Here is an 18,848-nt window from a genome sequence, read left to right as displayed (position 1 = left end):
GTCCCGTGACGGCCGTACGGGCACGAGGACGACCGGGGCGGTCTCACGGGTTCCGGTCCCGGGGCGCGGGGCCCGGTCTGTGACGAAACGCGCACATTCGGGTTACCGGGTCGCGGAACTGACGGGGCGTAGCCCTTCGAGCAGCGTGTCGACGATGCGCGCGGGGAGTTCCTCGGGGAGGTCGGCGTCAGGGCGCATGATCGCGCGAAGGAGCATGGGACCCGTGAAGATGTCGTTCATCAGTTCCACATCCAGGTCGGCGCGCAGTTCGCCGTTCTCCTGACCCCGGCGCAGGACCTCGACGGCCATCCTGCGCCGGGGTTCTATCGCCGTGTTGTGGTAAGCCGCCCAGATCTTCGGGCTGCTCTTCATCTGCGCGTGGACGTTGTGCAGGATCGCCGAGGAACGGTTGGCGAGGCCGCGCCGCCGCAACGCCTCGAGGAGCACGATCAGGTCGTCGCGCATGGACGTGCCGGGGAGTTCGGGATCCTGCGGTTCGGCGGCCCGCAACACGTCGACGAAGAGCTCCTCCTTGCCGCTCCACCGGCGGTAGATGGCGGCCTTGCCGACGCCGGCGGTACGGGCGATGCGTTCGATGGAGATCTCGGCGAGCGACACGCCGTCCTCCAGCAGCTTCATCGTGCCCTCGATGATGGCCCGTTCCACGGCCTCGCTCCGGGGGCGTCCCCGGACGGGCTGCTCCCCGCTCACGCCGGTGTCCCCGACGGCGGTCCCCCTGTCGGCGAGGCTCACGTGTTCGATCCTTTCGTCACAGTGCGGGAATTGTCGCCCGAGGGGCGGGTGGGGCGGCGATTCCCGGCCGCCCCCGCCACCACCCCTAAGGCTTCGTCCGCACCAACTCCCCCTCTTCCGTCGCGCCCTCGGGTGCGGGCTTCGGCCGGCCCGGCAGGAACACGGCCACCACGACCGCGCCCACGGCCGCGACCCCGGCCCCGCACAGGGCGGTGACGTGCATGGCGTGCAGGAAGGCGTCGTTGGCGGGGGTGACCAGCACCCTGCCCTGGTCGCCGAGTTTCGCGGCGATCCCGAGAGTCGCCTCGATGGACTCGCCCGCCGTGTCGCGCAGGGCCGCCGGCAGCGTGCCGAGATGGCCCTCGATGCCGTTGCGGTACGACGCCGACAGCACCGAGCCGAGGACGGCGATGCCGAGCGCGCCGCCGAGCTGGCGGAAGGTGTTGCTGAGCGCGGAGGCGGAGCCGGCCTTCTCGCGGGGCAGAGCCTGCATGATGACCACACTGGTGGGGGTCATGACGTGGGCCATTCCGGTGCCCATGAAGAAGAAGACGATCTCCAGGAGCCAGATCGGCGTGTCGGCGTCCAGCGTGGCGAACGCGACCAGGGTCGCCGCGAGGACGACCATCGCCGCGGTGGTCGTGGCCCGGACCCCGAAGCGGTCGACGACCAGCCGGGCGCGCGGCGCGAAGATCAGCTGGGCGGCGGCCAGCGGCAGCAGGAGCAGACCGGACTGCAGCGGGGAGTAGCCGCGCACGCTCTGGGTGTAGAAGACCGAGAAGAAGGTGACGCCCATCAGCGCGAAGAAGACCAGCGTGATGACGGCCATCGCGGCCGAGAACACCTTGTTCTTGAAGTAGTCCATGTCGACGGACGGGTGGTCGCTGCGCTTCTCGAACACCACGAACGCGACGAGGACGAGCAGACCGGCCCCTATGGTCGCCAGCACGGTCGGGTCCGTGAAGTCGGCCAGTTCGCCGCCCTTGATGATGCCGTAGACGAGCAGCACCAGGCCGACGACCGACAGGACGACGCCGACGAGGTCGACGCGGCCGGGGTTCGGGTCGCGGGACTCGGGCACCAGCCACAGCATCAGCCCGAACGCGAGCAGCACGATCGGCACGTTGATCAGGAAGACCGAGCCCCACCAGAAGTGGTCGAGGAGGAGACCGCCGGTGATGGGTCCGATGGCGATGGCCAGCCCGACGCCGCCCGCCCAGATGCCGATCGCCTTGGGCTGCTCCTCGCGCTCGAAGACGTTCATCAGGACGGCGAGGGTCGCGGGCATCACGAAGGCGGCCCCGAGGGCCATCACCGCGCGGAAGGCGATGAGCTGGGCGGGCGAGCCGGATTCCGCGGCGAGCGCGGAGCCGATGCCGAAGACGGCGAGTCCGCCGAGCAGGACCTTCTTGCGGCCGATCCGGTCACCGAGCAGACCGGCGGTGAACAGCAGTCCCGCGAAGACGAGCGTGTAGGAGTTGATCGCCCACTCCAGCTCGCTCTGGGTGGCGCCGAGGCCGGTGGGGGCGGGTGTCGAGATCGTCTTGATCGCGACGTTCAGGATCGAGTTGTCGAGCACCACGATCAGCAGGCTCAGCATCAGGACACCGAGGATCGCCCAACGACGCCGGTGCACCGCTTCCGGTATCCGCGGAGCGGTGGGGACGGCAGGAGTAGTCATGGCGTCGAGCGTAAGGCACTTCCGATACGAGACCGTCTCGTATCGATTCCTCTTACCGTTTTTCTTACTGAGGCTTTACCCACAGGGGGCGCTCTGGCTCTCCCTGGCACGAGGTGCCACCATGGGTGGTGGTCCGGGGACGCCGTGAGGGCGCCTCGAGATGACAAAGGAGCCGTTGCAATGACGCAGCTTTCGGCTGCCCACACCAATGCCCCCGACGGCAGCAAGGCGCTGTACGGAGGCAAGGGCACACGCCGCATCACCGTCCGCGACATCGCTCTCGCCAAGGAACGCGGCGAGAAGTGGCCCATGCTCACCGCCTACGACGCGATGACCGCCTCCGTCTTCGACGAGGCCGGGATCCCCGTGATGCTGGTGGGCGACTCGGCGGGCAACTGCCATCTGGGCTACGAGACGACCGTGCCCGTCACCCTCGACGAGATGACCATGCTGTCGGCGGCCGTCGTACGGGGCACCACCCGTGCGCTGATCGTCGGCGACCTGCCCTTCGGCTCCTACCAGGAGGGACCGGTGCAGGCGCTGCGCTCGGCGACCCGTCTGGTGAAGGAGGCCGGGGTCGGTGCCGTGAAGCTGGAGGGCGGCGAGCGCTCGCACCGCCAGATCGAGCTCCTCGTCGAGTCCGGCATCCCGGTCATGGCGCACATCGGCCTCACCCCGCAGTCCGTGAACGCGATGGGTTACCGCGTGCAGGGCCGCGGCGAGGAGGCGGCCCAGCAGCTGCTGCGGGACGCGAAGGCCGTGCAGGACGCGGGCGCGTTCGCGGTGGTGCTGGAGCTGGTCCCGGCCGAGCTGGCCGCCGAGGTCACCCGGGTGCTGCACATCCCCACCGTCGGCATCGGCGCCGGGCCGGAGACGGACGCCCAGGTACTGGTGTGGACCGACATGCTCGGGCTGACCGGGGGCCGGGTGCCGAAGTTCGTCAAGCAGTACGCGAACCTGCGCGAGGTCATGGGCGACGCGGCGAAGGCGTTCGCCGAGGACGTCGTCGGCGGAACGTTCCCGCTGGACGAGCACAGCGTTCACTGAGCCATTTCCGCACCACCGCAGCCCGCCGGTCTTCCCCCAGTCGGCGGGCTGCGCCCATTGTGCGCGTCGGGGGGATGTCGGTGCCGGCAGGTCGCTGTCGGCGGTCTGTCGGTGCTTTGTCGGTGGGGGGCGGCACAGTTCCTGTCATGACGCGAATCGACAAGAACCCCAGTGGCGCGGACAGCGCCGTGACCGTTCGGGGGCTGGTCAAGCACTACGGCGAGACCAAGGCGCTGGACGGGGTCGACCTGGACGTACGGGCGGGAACCGTGATGGGGGTGCTCGGGCCGAACGGCGCCGGGAAGACGACCCTCGTGCGGATCCTGTCCACCCTGCTCGCCGCCGACAGCGGGCGGGCGACCGTCGCCGGCTACGACGTGATGCGCCAGCCCCGGCAGCTGCGCCGGGTGATCGGCCTCACCGGTCAGTACGCCTCCGTGGACGAGAAGCTCCCCGGGTGGGAGAACCTGTACCTCATCGGACGGCTGCTCGACCTGCCCCGCAAGGAGGCCCGGACCCGCGCCGACGAGCTGCTGGAGCGGTTCTCGCTCACCGAGGCGGCCAAGCGGCCCGTGAGCACGTACTCCGGCGGTATGCGGCGCCGACTCGACCTCGCCGCGTCGATGATCGGCCGGCCGCAGGTGCTGTTCCTGGACGAGCCGACGACCGGCCTCGACCCGCGCACCCGCAACGAGGTGTGGACCGAGGTCAAGGCGATGGTCGGGGACGGGGTCACCGTGCTGCTGACCACCCAGTACATGGAGGAGGCCGAGCAGCTCGCCTCCGAGCTGACCGTCGTCGACCGGGGCAAGGTCATCGCCGGCGGCGGCATCGAGGAGCTGAAGGCCCGGGTCGGCGGCCGGACGCTGCGGGTGCGGCCCGCCGACCCGCTTCAGCTGCGGCCGCTGGCGAGCTGGCTCGACGGGCTCGGCATCACCGGGCTCGCCACCACCGTCGTGGACGCCGAGCGCGGTTCCGTGCTGGTGCCGGTGCTCAGCGACGAGCAGCTCACCGCCGTGATCGGCGCGGTCAGCGCGCGCGGCATCACGCTCACCTCCCTCACCACCGAACTGCCCAGCCTGGACGAGGTCTTCCTGTCCCTCACCGGCCACCGCGCGAGTGCCCCGCAGGACGCCCGACCCACCGAGACCCGCGAGGAGGTCGCCGTATGAGCGCGGCCACGATCGACGTCAGCACCACCGCCGATTCGCGCATCCCGTTGCGCAGCCACCTCCGGCACACCGGCGCCCTGATCCGCCGCAACCTGCTGTGGATCCGGCAGGACCCGGAGTCGATGTTCGACGCGGTCCTCTTCCCGGTGATCTTCACCCTGCTGTTCGTGTACGTCTTCGGCGGCTCGATCGGGCAGTCGCTGGGCGGCGGGCAGGAGGCGTACGTGCAGTACGTCATTCCCGGGCTGCTGGCCATGATGGGGATGAACATGGCGCAGGGCGTGGGCACCGGCTTCAACACGGACTTCAACTCCGGGGTCATGGACCGCTTCCGGTCGCTGCCCATCGGACGGGGCTCGGTGCTCTTCGCCAAGATAGTCGTCGAGCTGATGCGCATGCTGGTCGCCTGCGTGATCCTCATGGTGGTGGCCGTGCTGGTGGGCTTCGACATCACCCACTGGGCCGGTCTGTTCGCCGCCGTGGGGCTGGCCACGGTGTTCGGCTCGGCGCTGATGTGGGTGTTCCTCACCCTCGGCGTGGTGATGAAGAGCGCGCAGTCCGTGCAGGCGATGGGCTTCCTGGTGCTGATGCCGCTCCAGTTCGGCTCGTCGATCTTCGCCCCGACGCAGTCGATGCCCGGCTGGCTCCAGAACTTCACCGAGTACAACCCGCTGTCCTCGCTCGCGGACGCGGCGCGCGGACTGATGGTGGGCGGGCCGGTCGCACACGGACTGTGGGTGACGCTGGCCTGGTCGATAGGGCTCACGGCGGTGATGGCGCCGGTCGCGATCCACAAGTTCCGCACGAAGACCTGAGCCGGGGCGCCGGACGGTCACGCCAGGACGCGGCGGTACGCGTCCTGCCGCGTCAGGACGATCCTCACACCAGGGCGGTGGCCTCCTCGTAGGAGAGGCCGCCGCCCTCGGCGTACGCCCTCTCGAACTCCGCGTCGCCGAGCGCGCCGCGCGTGCGGGCCATGGCCAGGTCGCGCGCCTCGCGCTCCAGGCGCGGGAACACATGGCTCGGCGGCAGCAGGGTGTCGGCGGCGCCCAGGCAGCGGGCGGCGACAGCGGCGCGGCTGCCGCCGTCCACGCCGGACAGGGAGGTCGCCGCGATGAAGAGGTAGAAGGAACGCATGTGCGGGGCCATGGCCACGGAGAGCGGGTCCGTGGCCCGTTCCAGGGCGGTCCGGACACCGGTCAGGGCCTGGGTGAACCGGCCGTCGATCGCGTCCAGCCATGACTCCGCGCCCAGGATGAAGGCGTCGAAGACCGCGAAGTGACCGAAGTCGAACTGCTCGCGGAGGAGACGCAGTTGCTCGCGCGCTTCGGCGTGACGCCCGGTGACGCCGAGCCAGCCGGCCAGGAAGAGACGGGCGATGTGCATCGCCTCGTTGACCGTGCGCTCCTCGCCGACGATCACCTCACGGAGCATCCGCTCGCCCCGCTCCTCGTCGCCCGCCTCCAGCAGCACGCTGCCGAGCCGGGCCGCGAGGACCGCCGACTGGGAGCGGGCGCCGAGCCGTTCGGCGTACTCGATGGCGCCCTCGTAGTCGGCGGCGGCCTCGCGGTAGGCCCCCATGCGTTCATGGGCCTCGGCGCGGGCGGAGAGGGACTCCGCGGTGCCCCAGGCATCGCCCAGGCGCCGGAAGATCTCCAGGGCCTCGGCCGCGTCCCGGAACGCGCTTCCGGCCCAGTCGGAGCGGTTGGCGAGGATGTTGGCCCGCATCTGGAGGCAGGAGGCGAGCTCCCACTCGTAGCCGGGCGTCCGACGGCAGGTGTCGACGTTGGCGTCGACGATGGCGCGGATGCGCTCCGGGTCACCGGTCATCATCACCGCGAAGAACCAGAGCAGGCCGGGTGCGCGGCAGGTCTGGGGCATGCCGGGCTCGTAGGCCGCGGCGATCAGGCGCAGCTTGGTCTGCGAGGTCTGGGTCTGCCAGGCCTCCAACTCGGTGTCCATACAGGCGAGATGGGCCAGGTGGACGCCGCGCCGGGCCTCCGCGAGGATCTCGCCGGTCATCGGCGGCGGGGCATCGATGCAGGACTTCCACACCGGCGCGGCCCGGCGCAGGGGTTCGGCGAACGGGTCGGGACCGAGGGCCATGACCTCGACGCACCAGGTGCGGGCCTCGATGCGCAGGTCGCGCATCTGCCAGTACCAGACGAGGGACAGGGTCAGGCAGAGCGCCTCCTGCTCGTCACGTGCCGCGACGGCGCGGCCCAGCGCGGTGCGCAGGTTCTCGTACTCCAGCTGCAAGCGGTCGATGGCGTCCCGCTGGCCGGGTCCGCGCAGCAACGGATCGATGGTGCGGGCGAGTTCGCGGTAGTACGTCAGATGCGCGCGCTCGGCCGCCGCCCGCCGCCCCGACTCGTCCAGCCGCTCGCCCGCGTACTCGGCGACGGTCTCCAGAAGCCGGTAGCGCATGTCGCCCCGGGGCCCCGGGGCGGCGACGACGAGCGACTTGTCGACGAGCGAGGCGAGCAGGTCGAGCGCGGCGAGGGAGTCGTGGCCCGCGCGTGAGTCACGGGAGTCGGCGGTGGCCGGGCCGCACACCGCTTCGACGGCGGCGAGGTCGCAACCGCGGGCGAAGACCGACAGGCGGGCCAGGACGTCGCGTTCGTCCTCGTCGAGGAGGTCCCAGGACCAGTCGACGACGGCCCGCAGGGTCTGCTGGCGGGGCAGGACGGTCCGGCTGCCGGAGGTCAGCAGCCGGAACCGGTCGTCGAGCCGGTCGGCTATCTGGCGGGGCGTCAGCATCCGTAGCCGGGCGGCGGCGAGCTCGATGGCGAGCGGCAGACCGTCGAGCCGACGGCAGATCTCCGCGCAGGCCGCCGCGGTCTCGTCGTCGGCGTCGGGCCGGAAGCCGGGACGGGCGGCCGCGCCCCGGTCGGCGAGCAGCCGCAGCGCCACCCGCTCCGGCAACGGAGCCAGCGGACGCAGCACCTCCCCGGGCACCCCGAGCGGCTCCCGGCTGGTGGCCAGCACCGTCACCTCGGGGCAGCGCGCCAGCAGCTCCTCGACGAGCCGGGCGGCGGCCTCGACCACGTGCTCGCAGTTGTCGAGGACGATCAGCATGCGGCGTCGGGCGCAGTGTTCGACCAGACGCTCCAGGGGGTCGTCGTGGCGCTCGGCGGCGACCCGCATCTCCTCGGCGCCGGCGCCGTACAGCACGGTCTCGCGAGCTCCCACGGCGGTGAGGACGGCCTGCGGCACGGCGTCCGGGTCGGCGACGGGCGCGAGCTCGGCCAGCCAGACGCCGTCGCGCGCGGTGTCCCGTACGGTCTCGGCGGTCTCCTGCGACAGCCGGGTCTTGCCGGCCCCGCCGGGCCCGAGCAGCGTCACGAGCCGCGCGCTCGCGAGGTCCCCCCGGATGGCCGCGATGTCGGCCTCGCGGCCGACGAAGGAGGTGAGGCGGGCCCGGAGGTTGCCGAGGGGCGGGGGCGACGGGGCGGGGGATGCCGGTGCGGGCGCCCGGCCCGGGTCCGCGGGCCCGACGGGACGGGACGGTTCCCCAGGGCTCGCCGGATCGCCGGGGCCGAGCAGCTCCGTGTGCAGGGCGCGCAGTTCGGGGCCGGGGTCGGTGCCGAGGCGGTCCGCCAGCAGCCGGCGGACCTCGTCGTACGCGGCCAGCGCCTGAGCGGTGCGGCCCGCCTCCCGCAGGGCGCGCAGCCGCAGGACCTGGAGGGGCTCGTCCAGCGGGTGGGCGTCGCACAGGGCGGTGAGTTCGGGCAGCGACCGCTCGGCCTGGCCGAGGGCGATCGCCGCGGTGTGCCGGGCGCGCACCGCGTCGAGGCGGCGGGCCTCCCAGCGGGCCGCCTCGGCGGCACGGTCGGGCAGGTCGGCGAGGGCCGGGCCCTGCCACAGGGCGAGGGCGTCGTCGAGGACGACGGCCGCCTTGGCGGGGTCCCCGTCGGTGAGGGCGCGGACGCCGTCGGCGGTCAGCCGCTCGAAGCGGTGCAGGTCGACGTCGTCCGGGGCGGCGGCCAGCCGGTAACCGCCGTCGGCGGAGTCGATCGCGCCCGCCCCGAGGGCCCGGCGCAGCCGGCCGACCAGCGCCTGGAGCGCCCCCGGCGCGTCGGCGGGCGGATCGCCGGCCCACACCTCCTCCACCAGCAGCCCGGCGGGAACGCTCCGGCCGGCCCGCAGCGCCAGCACGGCCAGCAGGGCGCGCAGCCGCGCTCCGCCGACGGCGACGGGGACGCCGTCCGGACGGAGTGCCTGGGTGGTGCCGAGAATGCGGTAGCGCACGGGGTCCATTCTCTCCGGTGGGATCGAGGTCGGTCACGGGGTTGCGGCGGGGTGGCGCGAGCCGGATGCCCTCACCTTCCGCCCGTCCGCGGAACCGGCGGCCGGTCGCGAGACGTTCTCCCGGTGCGCCGGGCCGGGTACGGTCGGGCAGTTCCACACCCGCGTACGAGCTCAGGGGGCCCCATGACCACCGCCACCACCCGCAGCGCCGAGCGGAGGATCAGCCCCGTCTTCCTCGGGATCCTGGCCGTGACGGCGGTCACCGGCTGGGCGACCTGGACGGGGTTCGCCGAGCGGCCGGGGGTGGCGGTGTTCCTGTTCGTGACGGCCGCCTGGATCGTCTCCCTGTGTCTGCACGAGTACGCACACGCGCGTACCGCCCTGCACAGCGGCGACATCTCGGTCGGCGCCAAGGGATATCTCACGCTCAACCCACTGAAGTACACGCACGCCCTGCTCAGCGTGGTGCTGCCGGTGCTGTTCGTGATCATGGGCGGGATCGGTCTGCCGGGCGGTGCGGTCTTCATCGAGCGGGCGCGGATCCGGGGGCGGTGGCGGCACAGTCTGATCTCGGCGGCCGGTCCGCTGACGAACGTGCTGTTCGCGGTGGTGTGCACGGCGCCGTTCTGGCTGGGCGCGCTGGACGGCGTGCCGGCCGACTTCCGGTTCGCGCTCGCCTTCCTCGCCCTGCTCCAGGTCACGGCGGCGATCCTGAACTTCCTTCCGGTGCCCGGGCTGGACGGCTACGGGGTCGTCGAGCCCTGGCTTTCGTACAACATCAAGCGGCAGGTGGAGCCGTTCGCGCCGTTCGGCCTGCTGTTCGTGTTCGCGCTGTTGTGGGTGCCGGCGGTCAACGGGGTCTTCTTCGACATGATCGACGCGGTGCTGCGCGTTCTCGGGATCGGCGACCTCGAGACGTACTGCGGTCAGTCCCTGTACCGCTTCTGGGAGGGCACGAACGAGTTCTGCGCGGTCAACGGCTGACGTCCGCCCCCGCGGCCCCGCGCGCCTTCTCCCGCTTCACGTAGTACCAGGTCATGTTGGAGGACAGGCCAGCGAGCAGCACCCACACGACGCCCAGGAAGCTGCCCTGGACGAAGGAGACGACCGCCGCGGCCACGGCGAGTACGCAGACGACGAGGGTGTAGAGGGCGAGCCGCCGGCTCGGGCTGGGCGCGGGCAGGGGGGACATGGGTCCGGCTTCTCCTGTCGGGGGGACACTGCTGGGCTGCTCCGACCAGTGTCCCCCATGCGCTCACACGTCCGTGACGCGCAGCCCGGCGTGGGCCTTGTAGCGGCGGTTGACGGAGATCAGGTTGGCGACCAGGGACTCCACCTGGTGGGCGTTGCGCAGCCGCCCGGCGAAGACGCCGCGCATCCCGGGGATCCGGCCGGCCAGCGCCTGGACGAGCTCGACGTCGGCCCGCTCCTCGCCCAGCACCATCACGTCGGTGTCGATCTCGTCGATCTCCGGGTCCTGGAGGAGGACCGCCGAGAGGTGGTGGAAGGCCGCGGCGACGCGGGAGTCCGGCAGCAGGGCGGCGGCCTGCTCGGCGGCGCTGCCCTCCTCCGGCTTCAGCGCGTAGGCGCCCTGCTTGTCGAAGCCGAGCGGGTTGACGCAGTCGACGACCAGCTTGCCGGCCAGTTCCTCGCGCAGGGACTCCAGGGTCTTGCCGTGGCCGTCCCACGGCACGGCGACGATCACGATGTCGCTGCGGCGCGCGGTCTCGGCGTTGTCGGCGCCCTCGACCCCGTGCCCGAGCTCGTCGGCGGCGGCCCGGGCGCGGTCGGCGGCCCGCGAACCGATGATCACCTTCTGGCCGGCCTTGGCGAGCCGGTAGGCGAGACCCTTGCCCTGCGGGCCGGTCCCGCCGAGCACGCCGACGACCAGTCCGGAGACGTCGGGGAGGTCCCACGGGTCCTTGGCGGGGGCCTTCGCCGGGGCGGCCGCGGCGGCGTTCTGTGCACTGTCGGTAGAGGTCATGGGCCGACTTTACGTGGGCGTGCGGAGCGGTCCTTCGTCATGTCGGGTGAACGAGGGGCGAACCCCGGGCGGGCGGCGGCCGGTTGCGGCACGATGCGGCCGCATGGACGCCGTACGGGTCGCGCTGCTGCGTGAGGTGCTCGCCGGGACCGAGTGGCTGGGGGCCACCCGGCGGTTCGGCGCGCTGCTGCGCGGGTCGGTCGTGTCGCACGGCGGCGGGCTGCTGCTGGTGGGCTCGGCGGCGTACGAGCCCTGGCACCTCGCGGCGCATCTGGTGGACGAGGCCGCCTGGTCGGGTACGCCGGAGCTGGCGCCGACCCTCGTACGGCATGACGCGCGTCCTTCCGACCCGGCGCATCTCGCGGTCGGCCTGGGCCGGATCGAGGCGGCCCGGCGGGGCGAGACGCTGCTGGTGGCGTCGCCGTCGGGGGACGCGCCGCTCCTCGACCGGGTGTCGGACGCCCGGCGGGCCGGCGTCATGATCCTGGCCCTCGGTCCGGGCGAGGGGGAGCTGACGGCCCTGGCCCACGAGACGCTGGCCGTGCCGGACGGCTCCGAGCTGGACCTGGACACCGTGCAGCACCTGGTGAGCGCGGCCGCCGGCGAGACGCCGCCCCCGACGCGAGGGCGCCGACGTTTCGCCGACCGGCTCTCCCACCTCGCCGAACGACTGACGGCACCGCCCCCTCCCCCCTGGTGACCCGCCCACCCGGCTGCCCCTCGGTGTCGTCGAAAAGCAGTTGCCCGACGCTCCGCTCCCGCCCGAGCATGGCCCTTCGTGATCGACGACGACGTCCCCTCCCCCGTGCCTCCCGCTCCCTCGGGTCTGCGGGCCCTGCTCCCCGATCTCGCCCCCTGGCGCGCCTCGCGGGACTTCCGGCGGCTCTGGGTCTCGGGCACGGTGTCGACCTTCGGCAGCTTCCTGACCTTCGTGGCGCTGCCGGTGCAGTTGAAGGAGCTGACCGGGTCGGCCGCGGCGGTGGGGGCGATCGGGGCCGTGGAGCTGGTGCCGCTCGTGGTGTTCGGCCTGTACGGCGGGGCCCTCGCGGACGCGTGGGACAAGCGCAGGCTCATCGTGTGGACGGAGGCCGGGCAGGGGCTGCTCAGCGCGGTGCTGCTGGTCAACGCGCTGCTGCCGGGGCCCGCGATCTGGCCGCTGTACCTCGTCGCCGCGCTGTCCTCCGCCCTCGTCTCCGTGCAGCGGCCCGCGCTGGACTCGCTGTGGCCGCGGATCGTCGCCCATGAGCAACTGCCGGCGGCGAGCGCTCTGAACGCGCTGCGGTGGACCGTGGGCGGGGTCGCGGGGCCGGCCGTCGCCGGTGTCGTCGTCGCGTACGCGGGCCTCGGCTGGGCCTACGCCGCCGACCTCCTCACCTTCGTCGTGTCGGTGGCCCTCGTCGTCCGCATCGCCGCCTCCCCCGCCGCGCACGAGGCGGCGAAGCCGTCCCTCAAGGCCATCGCCGAGGGGGCCCGGTACGCCTGGGGCCGCAAGGAGCTCCTCGGCACGTACGCCGTCGACCTCGCCGCGATGTTCCTGGCCATGCCGCTGGCCGTCCTGCCGTTCCTCGCGGACGAACTGGACGCCGAGTGGTCGCTGGGGCTGATGTACGCCTCCGTGCCGGCCGGGGCGCTGCTGGTGAGCCTGACCAGCGGCTGGACCTCGCGGGTGCATCGGCACGGGCGGATGGTGGTGCTGTCGGCCGCGCTGTGGGGCGGGGCGATCGCCGCCGCCGGACTCGCCGGGAACGTCTGGCTGGTGCTGCTCTGCCTCGCCCTGGCGGGCGCCTTCGACATGGTCAGCGGCATCTTCCGCGGGGTCATGTGGAACCAGACGATCCCGGACGAGCTGCGCGGACGGCTCGCCGGGATCGAGTTGCTGTCCTACTCCGTGGGGCCGACGGTCGGCCAGGTGCGCAGCGGTGGTCTGGCGGCCTGGCTGGGGGTGCGGACGTCAGTCTGGTCGGGCGGGGTGCTGTGCGTGGGCGCGGTGGGGCTGCTGGCGCTGTGCCTGCCGGGACTGATGAGGTACGACGTGCGCACGGACGACCATGCGGCGCGGCTGCGCGCCAAGAGGTCGGCAGCCGCACCGGCGGTGGACGTGTGACCGGCCGTGCGCTCGGCCGGGTGATCGCTCGGGTGGTCAGTCGTCGTCGGCGGCGCCGGCCGCCGGGGCGTCGTGCCACTTGGGGTCGTTCTCCCACTCGAGGTTGCGCTCGCGGGCGGTCTGCATCGCGTGCTCGGCCTCCGCGCGGGTGGCGTACGGGCCGAAACGGTCCTTGGCCGGGCACTCCGGCCCCTCCTCGACCTTCTTGTGCTCCAGGCAGTAGTACCACTCGCCCGGTTTCCCGACGGTCCGCTTCTTGAACAGGGGCATGACGGCTCCTCTCGCCATCGACATGTTCCCCCATGGCCGCTCGTTAGACTCACTGGCATGTCTGGCCAGTCGCTGCTCGTCCCGGGGGAGCTGTCCCCCCTCCGTTCGGTGCCCGGAAACATCCGCCGCCCCGAATACGTAGGCAAGCCCGCCCCGACGCCGTACACCGGGCCGGAGGTGCAGACGCCCGAGACGATCGAGGCGATGCGCCGCGCCGGCCGGATCGCCGCGCAGGCGATGGCTGAGGCCGCGAAGCTGATCTCGCCGGGGGTCACCACCGACGAACTGGACAAGGTGGCGCACGAGTACATGTGCGACCACGGCGCCTATCCGTCGACCCTGGGCTACCGCGGCTTCCCGAAGTCCCTGTGCACGAGCGTCAACGAGGTCATCTGCCACGGCATCCCGGACTCGACGGTCCTGCGCGACGGCGACATCGTCAATCTCGACGTGACGGCGTACATCGGCGGGGTGCACGGCGACAACAACGCCACGTACCTGGTCGGGGACGTCGACGAGGAGTCGCGGCTGCTGGTGGAGCGGACCCGGGAGTCCCTCGAGCGGGCGATCAAGGCGGTCCGGCCCGGCCGGCAGATCAACATCATCGGGCGGGTCATCGAGTCGTACGCCAAGCGGTTCGGGTACGGCGTGGTGCGGGACTTCACGGGGCACGGGATCAACTCGTCGTTCCACTCCGGGCTGATCATCCCGCACTACGACAGCCCGCACGCGACGACCGTCATCCAGCCCGGGATGACGTTCACGATCGAGCCGATGCTGACGCTCGGCACGCACGAGTACGACATGTGGGACGACGGCTGGACGGTGCTGACGAAGGACCGCAAGCGGACGGCCCAGTTCGAGCACACGTTGGTGGTGACCGAGACGGGGGCGGAGATCCTCACGCTGCCGTAACGGAACCGGAGGCCCGTCCCCTGCTGGGGGCGGGTCTTTTCTTGTACGCTTTTACCGACAGACCGTCGGCAAACCCATCGAACCCATTGACTTAGGTAAGCCTTACCTCAAAGGATGTGGGCATGGACTCGTTCTCGACACTCATCCGCACGGCGTCCCACGAGCAGCACATGGAGGCCGAGACCTCGACCTTCATGAGCGACCTCCTCGGTGGCCGGCTCGGCGTCGAGGCGTACACGCGCTACACCGAGCAGCTCTGGTTCGTCTACGAGGCGCTGGAGGCCGGCGCCGGGCGGCTGGCCGCGGACCCGGCGGCCGGGCCCTTCATCCGGCCCGAGCTGTTCCGGCTGCCGGCCCTGGAACGGGACCTCGCGCACCTTCGGGGCGCCGGATGGCGGTCGGGCATGTCGGCACTGCCGGCGACCGAGGCGTACGCGGCGCGGGTGCGGGAGTGTGCCGAGCGGTGGCCGGCCGGGTACGTGGCCCACCACTACACGCGCTATCTGGGCGATCTCTCCGGCGGGCAGATCATCCGCGACAAGGCGGAGCGGACCTGGGGCTTCGAGCGCAAGGGCGACGGCGTCCGCTTCTACGTCTTCGAGGAGATCGGCAACCCGGCGGCGTTCAAGCGGGGTTACCGGGAGCTGCTGGACGGGGTCCGCGCGGACGTCCTGGAGAAGCGGCGGATCGTGAGCGAGTGCAAGCGCGCCTTCGCGCTCAACACCGACGTCTTCCGGGCCCTGGGCGAGGAGTTCCCGCTCTCGGCGTGAGCCGGCCTCGCGGGCGGACGGAGACGGGAGCGGGCCCCCTCGCCGCACTCACGGCGAGGAGGCCCGGCGCCTGATCAGAAACGGTCGCAGTGCTTGCCGGCCCAGAAGATGTCGGCCGAGACCGTGTCGATCGCGCCGATGTACGGGCTGCAGACACCCTCGTCCCCACCGAAGTGGTGGTGCTCGCGAGGCTCCTCGTGGTGCTGGCGGGGACCCTCGTCGGCGGTGGCGGTCGTCGCGCCGGTGGCGGCGAGGGCGATACCCAGGACGGTTGCGGCCAGAACTGAACGGATACGCATGGCGTTCCTCTCACGGGGCTCAGTGGTCACGCCCAGAGGTCCCCGTTCGTCTCCTCCCGCACACGCCAGACCACCCGTACGGCCGCGTAAAAGTACGCGGACGCCCGCGATCGGCCCTAGGGTTCAGCGCTCCAGGAACACCCGGCCGCCCACCTCCACCCACCCGTACGGCTGCGGGGCCGTCAGGATCTGGGAGCCCGCGCCCTGGGTGATGTTCAGGGCACGGCCGAGCCGCTCGGTGAGCAGCAGCGCCGGCGCGCCCGCCGCCTCGACCTCGTCGATGCCGTCGCCGCGGCCGGGGAAGCCGCGGGCGCGGATCCGGCCGGCGGGCTCGTCCTCCCAGGCCCAGGCGTAGATCCAGTCGCCGGCCGGCGGCACGGGCAGGTCGTCGACCTCGGCGGCGGTGGCGTACCGGTGGAACACGCACGGCGGGACCCACTCCGCGCGCGCCTCGATCCAGGTGAACTCCCCGTCCAGGCGGGTGCCCACGGTGCCGGCCGGCGTGACGAGCTCGGGCACGTCGAGCAGCCAGGCGACGCCCACGCACGAGTGGTCCGCGAAGGACAGGCGCCGGGTGGGCGTGTAGACGTCGATGATCCCGCGCTCGGGGTCGTCGACGAACACCGTCTCGCCGAAGCCGAGTTTCGCCGCGAGGTCCTGCCGGTCCTCGCGGTCCGGCAGCACCGAACCTTCGCGGACCACGCCCAGTTCATTGCCGTAGCCGCCGTTCGGCGCGCAGAAGACGCGGAGCACGTCGTAATCAGTCACCGGGGAATTGAAGCACCGCCGGACGACCTCTCCACGGGTCGTCGTGCCGCACGATCCGGGGCTCGCCGCCGCCCGCGCGCACCGGGTCGTGATCCTGTGCGCCGGGCAGGTGGCGGCGGACGGTCCGGCGGGCGAGGTGTTCACCGGGCGAAGGCTCTCGGAGGTCCACGACCAGCCGGTCGAGGTGCTTCCGCGCCCCCGGACGGGAGCCGTGCCGGTGAGCCCGAAGCGGAATCTTTGAATCTCTTTTGACCAATTCATGGGGTCCGTTTTGAGTCACCGTGATCCGCTCGTGCTCTTACGGCGTCTATGAGAGCTGAATCACTGCACGGGCGGGTATTACGCAGGTAAGCCTTGGATAAGTTAGGCGAGGCTCACCAACCCTTGTGAGCCGCGTCACGACACTATTCAGCCATCGCTGGGAGCCCGAATGCGAGCCGCCAGACTGTCCGTCGTCACCGCCCTCACCGCCGTGACCGCACTGACCGCCGTCACCGGCTGCACCTCGAAGAGCGACGCGAAAGACGGCGACCGGGTCATCGGGGTGACCGCCACCGACGCCAAGTGCGTGACCTCCAAGAAGGAGATCTCCGCCGGACACGTCGAGCTCGCCATCGAGAACAAGGGTTCCAAGGTCACCGAGGTCTACATCCTCTTCCCGGACGACCGGATCGTCAGCGAGCGGGAGAACATCGGCCCCGGCACCAAGCAGCGGGTCACCGCCGAGGTGAAGGCCGGCGACTACCAGATCGCCTGCAAGCCCGGCATGAAGGGCACCGGCATCCGCCAGGACCTCAAGGTCACCGGCGGCTCGGTCGCCAAGCGTGACCCGCGCCTGGACAAGGCGGTCGCCGCCTACCGCGAGTACGCGCAGGAGCAGGCCGACGCCACGCTGCCGCTCGTCGCGACCTTCGTGAAGGCCGTCAAGGCCGGCGACCTCGAAGCGGCCAAGGCGGCCTACGCGCCCTCCCGCATCGGCTGGGAGCGCACCGAGCCGGTCGCGGAGTCCTTCGGCGACATCGACCCGAAGGTCGACGTCCGCGCGGACGGCCTGGAGGCCGGGCAGACCTGGACCGGCTGGCACCGGCTGGAGAAGGCCCTCTGGCAGGACAAGAAGATCACCGCCGCCGAGAAGACCCTCGCCGACCAGCTCACCACCGACCTGACCGACTGGCAGAAGCGGGTCGGCAAGGCCGAGATCACCCCGACCTCCATGGCCAACGGCGCCAAGGAGCTCCTCGACGAGGTCGCCACCGGCAAGGTCACCGGCGAGGAGGAGCGCTACTCGCACACCGACCTCGTCGACTTCAAGGCCAACGTCGAGGGCGCCGAGAAGTCGTACGAACTGCTCAAGCCGGTCGCCGAGGAGAACGACGCGGCCCTGGTCACCGAGCTGGACAAGCAGTTCGCCGCGCTGAACACGCTGCTGGACAAGTACCGCCCGAACACGTCCTCGTACGCGTTCACCGCGTACGACAAGGTCGGCGCCGCCGATCGCAAGGAACTGTCCGACGCGGTCAACGCGCTCGCCGAGCCGCTGTCCAAGCTCGCCGCCGCCGTCGCGAAGTAAACGAGGGGCCAGGACATGACCGAGACCCAGGGCAGCAGTCCGACGCGACGCTCGCTGATCGGCTGGGGCGGTGCCGGGCTCGCGCTCGGCGCCGCCGCGGCCGGCGGCGCGGTCGCCATGACCCGCACCGGCGACGACGTCGAACCGACGGCCGCCGACGCGGGCGCCGCGGTCGGCTTCCACGGCGCGAACCAGGCCGGCATCGCCACGCCCGTGCAGGACCGGCTGCACTTCGCCGCGTTCGACGTGACGACCACGGACCGCGCCGAGTTCGTCCAGCTGCTGAAGGACTGGACGGAGGCGGCCCGCCGGATGACGGCCGGGAAGGCGGTCGGCGAGGGCGCGTTCGGCGGGCTCGCCGAGGCGCCGCCGGACGACACCGGCGAGGCCCTGGGGCTCAAGCCGTCCCGGCTGACCCTGACGGTCGGCTTCGGGCCGTCGATGTTCGGCAAACTCGGCCTCACCGACCGGCGGCCCGACGCGCTGATCGCGCTGCCCACGTTCGCCGGGGACGCGCTCGACGCGGCCCGCAGCAACGGCGACCTGTGCATCCAGGCCTGCGCGGACGATCCGCAGGTCGCCGTGCACGCGATCCGCAACCTGGCCCGGATCGGCATGGGCAAGGTCGTCATCCGCTGGTCGCAGCTCGGCTTCGGCAAGACCTCGTCCACGACGCCCGACGCGCAGACCCCGCGCAACCTGATGGGCTTCAAGGACGGCACCCGCAACATCGCGGGGACCGAGACCGACCGGCTGAAGAAGTTCGTGTGGGTCGACGAGAAGGACGGCCCCGACTGGATGGTGGGCGGCTCCTACCTCGTCGCCCGCCGGATCCGCATGCACATCGAGACCTGGGACCGCACCTCGCTCCAGGAGCAGGAGGACATCTTCGGCCGCGACAAGGGCGAGGGCGCCCCGGTCGGCAAGGCGAAGGAGCGCGACGAGCCGTTCCTGAAGGCGATGAAGCCCGACGCGCACGTACGGCTCGCGCACCCGGACTCCAACCACGGGGCGACGATCCTGCGCCGCGGCTACTCCTTCACCGACGGCACCGACGGTCTGGGGCGGCTCGAGGCCGGCCTGTTCTTCCTCGCCTACCAGCGCGACGTGCGCGAGGGGTTCGTCCGCGTCCAGCGCAACCTCGCGTCCGACGCGCTCAACGAGTACATCCAGCACGTGGGTTCGGCCGTCTTCGCCGTCCCGCCGGGCGTCCGCGACACGGACGACTGGTGGGGCCGGACGCTGTTCTCCAAGGAGGCGTAGC

Annotated in this window: 19 protein-coding genes; 11 read left to right on the top strand and 8 right to left on the bottom strand. The window is 71.8% G+C overall.

Annotated elements, in window-relative coordinates; genetic code table 11:
* Window positions 1–102: 102 nt before the first annotated feature.
* Both ACIRPU_RS04025 and ACIRPU_RS04020 read right to left on the bottom strand, forming a co-directional pair.
* Window positions 103–753 carry a TetR/AcrR family transcriptional regulator gene (locus tag ACIRPU_RS04025; protein WP_403861287.1) on the bottom strand — a complete coding sequence of 217 codons (651 nt, stop codon included), beginning with the start codon at window positions 751–753 and terminating at the stop codon, window positions 103–105.
* 85 nt (window positions 754–838) lie between these two features.
* Window positions 839–2,434 carry an MFS transporter gene (locus tag ACIRPU_RS04020; protein ID WP_403861284.1) on the bottom strand — a complete coding sequence of 532 codons (1,596 nt, stop codon included), beginning with the start codon at window positions 2,432–2,434 and terminating at the stop codon, window positions 839–841.
* Between the two features lie 180 nt (window positions 2,435–2,614).
* On the opposite strand from ACIRPU_RS04020, the gene panB reads away from it, so the two are divergent.
* From panB to ACIRPU_RS04005, 3 genes are all read left to right on the top strand, one after another.
* A complete protein-coding gene (panB, locus tag ACIRPU_RS04015) occupies window positions 2,615–3,481 on the top strand; it encodes a 3-methyl-2-oxobutanoate hydroxymethyltransferase (protein ID WP_403861282.1) in 867 nt (288 codons plus the stop codon).
* A gap of 146 nt (window positions 3,482–3,627) precedes the next feature.
* Window positions 3,628–4,653, top strand: coding sequence for an ATP-binding cassette domain-containing protein (locus tag ACIRPU_RS04010; protein WP_403861280.1), 1,026 nt, complete (start codon window positions 3,628–3,630; stop codon window positions 4,651–4,653).
* Window positions 4,650–5,468, top strand: coding sequence for an ABC transporter permease (locus ACIRPU_RS04005; protein WP_403861277.1), 819 nt, complete (start codon window positions 4,650–4,652; stop codon window positions 5,466–5,468). The genes ACIRPU_RS04010 and ACIRPU_RS04005 overlap by 4 nt, the downstream gene beginning before the upstream one ends.
* 64 nt (window positions 5,469–5,532) lie before the next feature.
* Here ACIRPU_RS04005 and ACIRPU_RS04000 read toward each other — a convergent pair whose 3' ends face one another.
* Complete coding sequence (locus ACIRPU_RS04000; RefSeq protein ID WP_403861274.1) at window positions 5,533–8,913, bottom strand: ATP-binding protein; 3,381 nt, start codon at window positions 8,911–8,913, stop codon at window positions 5,533–5,535.
* A gap of 174 nt (window positions 8,914–9,087) precedes the next feature.
* Between ACIRPU_RS04000 and ACIRPU_RS03995 the strand changes: the two genes are divergently transcribed.
* Entirely contained in the window at window positions 9,088–9,888 is an 801-nt protein-coding gene (locus ACIRPU_RS03995; protein ID WP_403861271.1) for a site-2 protease family protein, read from the top strand.
* Here ACIRPU_RS03995 and ACIRPU_RS03990 read toward each other — a convergent pair.
* On the bottom strand, window positions 9,878–10,096 hold the full coding sequence (locus ACIRPU_RS03990; protein WP_403861268.1) for a hypothetical protein: 219 nt from the start codon (window positions 10,094–10,096) through the stop codon (window positions 9,878–9,880). The genes ACIRPU_RS03995 and ACIRPU_RS03990 overlap by 11 nt on opposite strands.
* A 63-nt stretch (window positions 10,097–10,159) precedes the next feature.
* Entirely contained in the window at window positions 10,160–10,888 is a 729-nt protein-coding gene (npdG, locus tag ACIRPU_RS03985; protein ID WP_403861265.1) for an NADPH-dependent F420 reductase, read from the bottom strand.
* 103 nt (window positions 10,889–10,991) lie between these two features.
* On the opposite strand from npdG, the gene ACIRPU_RS03980 reads away from it, so the two are divergent.
* Both ACIRPU_RS03980 and ACIRPU_RS03975 read left to right on the top strand, forming a co-directional pair.
* Entirely contained in the window at window positions 10,992–11,588 is a 597-nt protein-coding gene (locus ACIRPU_RS03980) for a hypothetical protein (protein WP_403861262.1), read from the top strand.
* Between the two features lie 81 nt (window positions 11,589–11,669).
* Window positions 11,670–12,992 (top strand): MFS transporter, encoded by a 1,323-nt coding sequence (locus tag ACIRPU_RS03975; protein WP_403861615.1) that lies wholly within the window; start codon window positions 11,670–11,672, stop codon window positions 12,990–12,992.
* 36 nt (window positions 12,993–13,028) lie between these two features.
* Here the strand turns inward: ACIRPU_RS03975 and ACIRPU_RS03970 are convergent, their stop codons facing one another.
* Entirely contained in the window at window positions 13,029–13,262 is a 234-nt protein-coding gene (locus tag ACIRPU_RS03970; RefSeq protein WP_403861259.1) for a hypothetical protein, read from the bottom strand.
* A gap of 57 nt (window positions 13,263–13,319) precedes the next feature.
* Between ACIRPU_RS03970 and map the strand changes: the two genes are divergently transcribed.
* A complete protein-coding gene (map, locus tag ACIRPU_RS03965) occupies window positions 13,320–14,177 on the top strand; it encodes a type I methionyl aminopeptidase (RefSeq protein ID WP_384117821.1) in 858 nt (285 codons plus the stop codon).
* Window positions 14,178–14,299: 122 nt separating this feature from the next.
* Window positions 14,300–14,947 (top strand): heme oxygenase (biliverdin-producing), encoded by a 648-nt coding sequence (locus ACIRPU_RS03960; protein WP_403861256.1) that lies wholly within the window; start codon window positions 14,300–14,302, stop codon window positions 14,945–14,947.
* 74 nt (window positions 14,948–15,021) lie between these two features.
* On the opposite strand, the gene ACIRPU_RS03955 is transcribed toward ACIRPU_RS03960, so the two are convergent.
* Together ACIRPU_RS03955 and ACIRPU_RS03950 are read right to left on the bottom strand one after the other, a co-directional pair.
* Window positions 15,022–15,246: a hypothetical protein gene (locus ACIRPU_RS03955; protein ID WP_403861253.1), complete on the bottom strand. Its 225-nt coding sequence runs from the start codon at window positions 15,244–15,246 to the stop codon at window positions 15,022–15,024.
* A gap of 123 nt (window positions 15,247–15,369) precedes the next feature.
* The gene (locus ACIRPU_RS03950) at window positions 15,370–16,014 is read right to left on the bottom strand and encodes a PhzF family phenazine biosynthesis protein (protein WP_385565454.1); all 645 of its coding nucleotides are present in this window, start codon (window positions 16,012–16,014) and stop codon (window positions 15,370–15,372) included.
* Between the two features lie 43 nt (window positions 16,015–16,057).
* Here ACIRPU_RS03950 and ACIRPU_RS03945 point away from each other — a divergent pair, with 43 nt between their 5' ends.
* The 3 genes from ACIRPU_RS03945 (at window position 16,058) to efeB (ending at window position 18,847) form a co-directional block, all read left to right on the top strand.
* A complete protein-coding gene (locus ACIRPU_RS03945; RefSeq protein WP_403861249.1) occupies window positions 16,058–16,255 on the top strand; it encodes a hypothetical protein in 198 nt (65 codons plus the stop codon).
* Window positions 16,256–16,444: 189 nt separating this feature from the next.
* Window positions 16,445–17,584 (top strand): iron uptake system protein EfeO, encoded by a 1,140-nt coding sequence (efeO, locus tag ACIRPU_RS03940; RefSeq protein ID WP_403861246.1) that lies wholly within the window; start codon window positions 16,445–16,447, stop codon window positions 17,582–17,584.
* Window positions 17,585–17,599: 15 nt separating this feature from the next.
* On the top strand, window positions 17,600–18,847 hold the full coding sequence (gene efeB, locus ACIRPU_RS03935; RefSeq protein ID WP_403861243.1) for an iron uptake transporter deferrochelatase/peroxidase subunit: 1,248 nt from the start codon (window positions 17,600–17,602) through the stop codon (window positions 18,845–18,847).
* Window position 18,848 lies beyond the last annotated feature (1 nt).

The organism is Streptomyces sp. NPDC102259 (assembly GCF_044766465.1).
In the GTDB taxonomy this organism is placed as follows: Bacteria; Actinomycetota; Actinomycetes; order Streptomycetales; family Streptomycetaceae; genus Streptomyces.
This window is presented reverse-complemented; position numbering and strand designations above follow the sequence as displayed.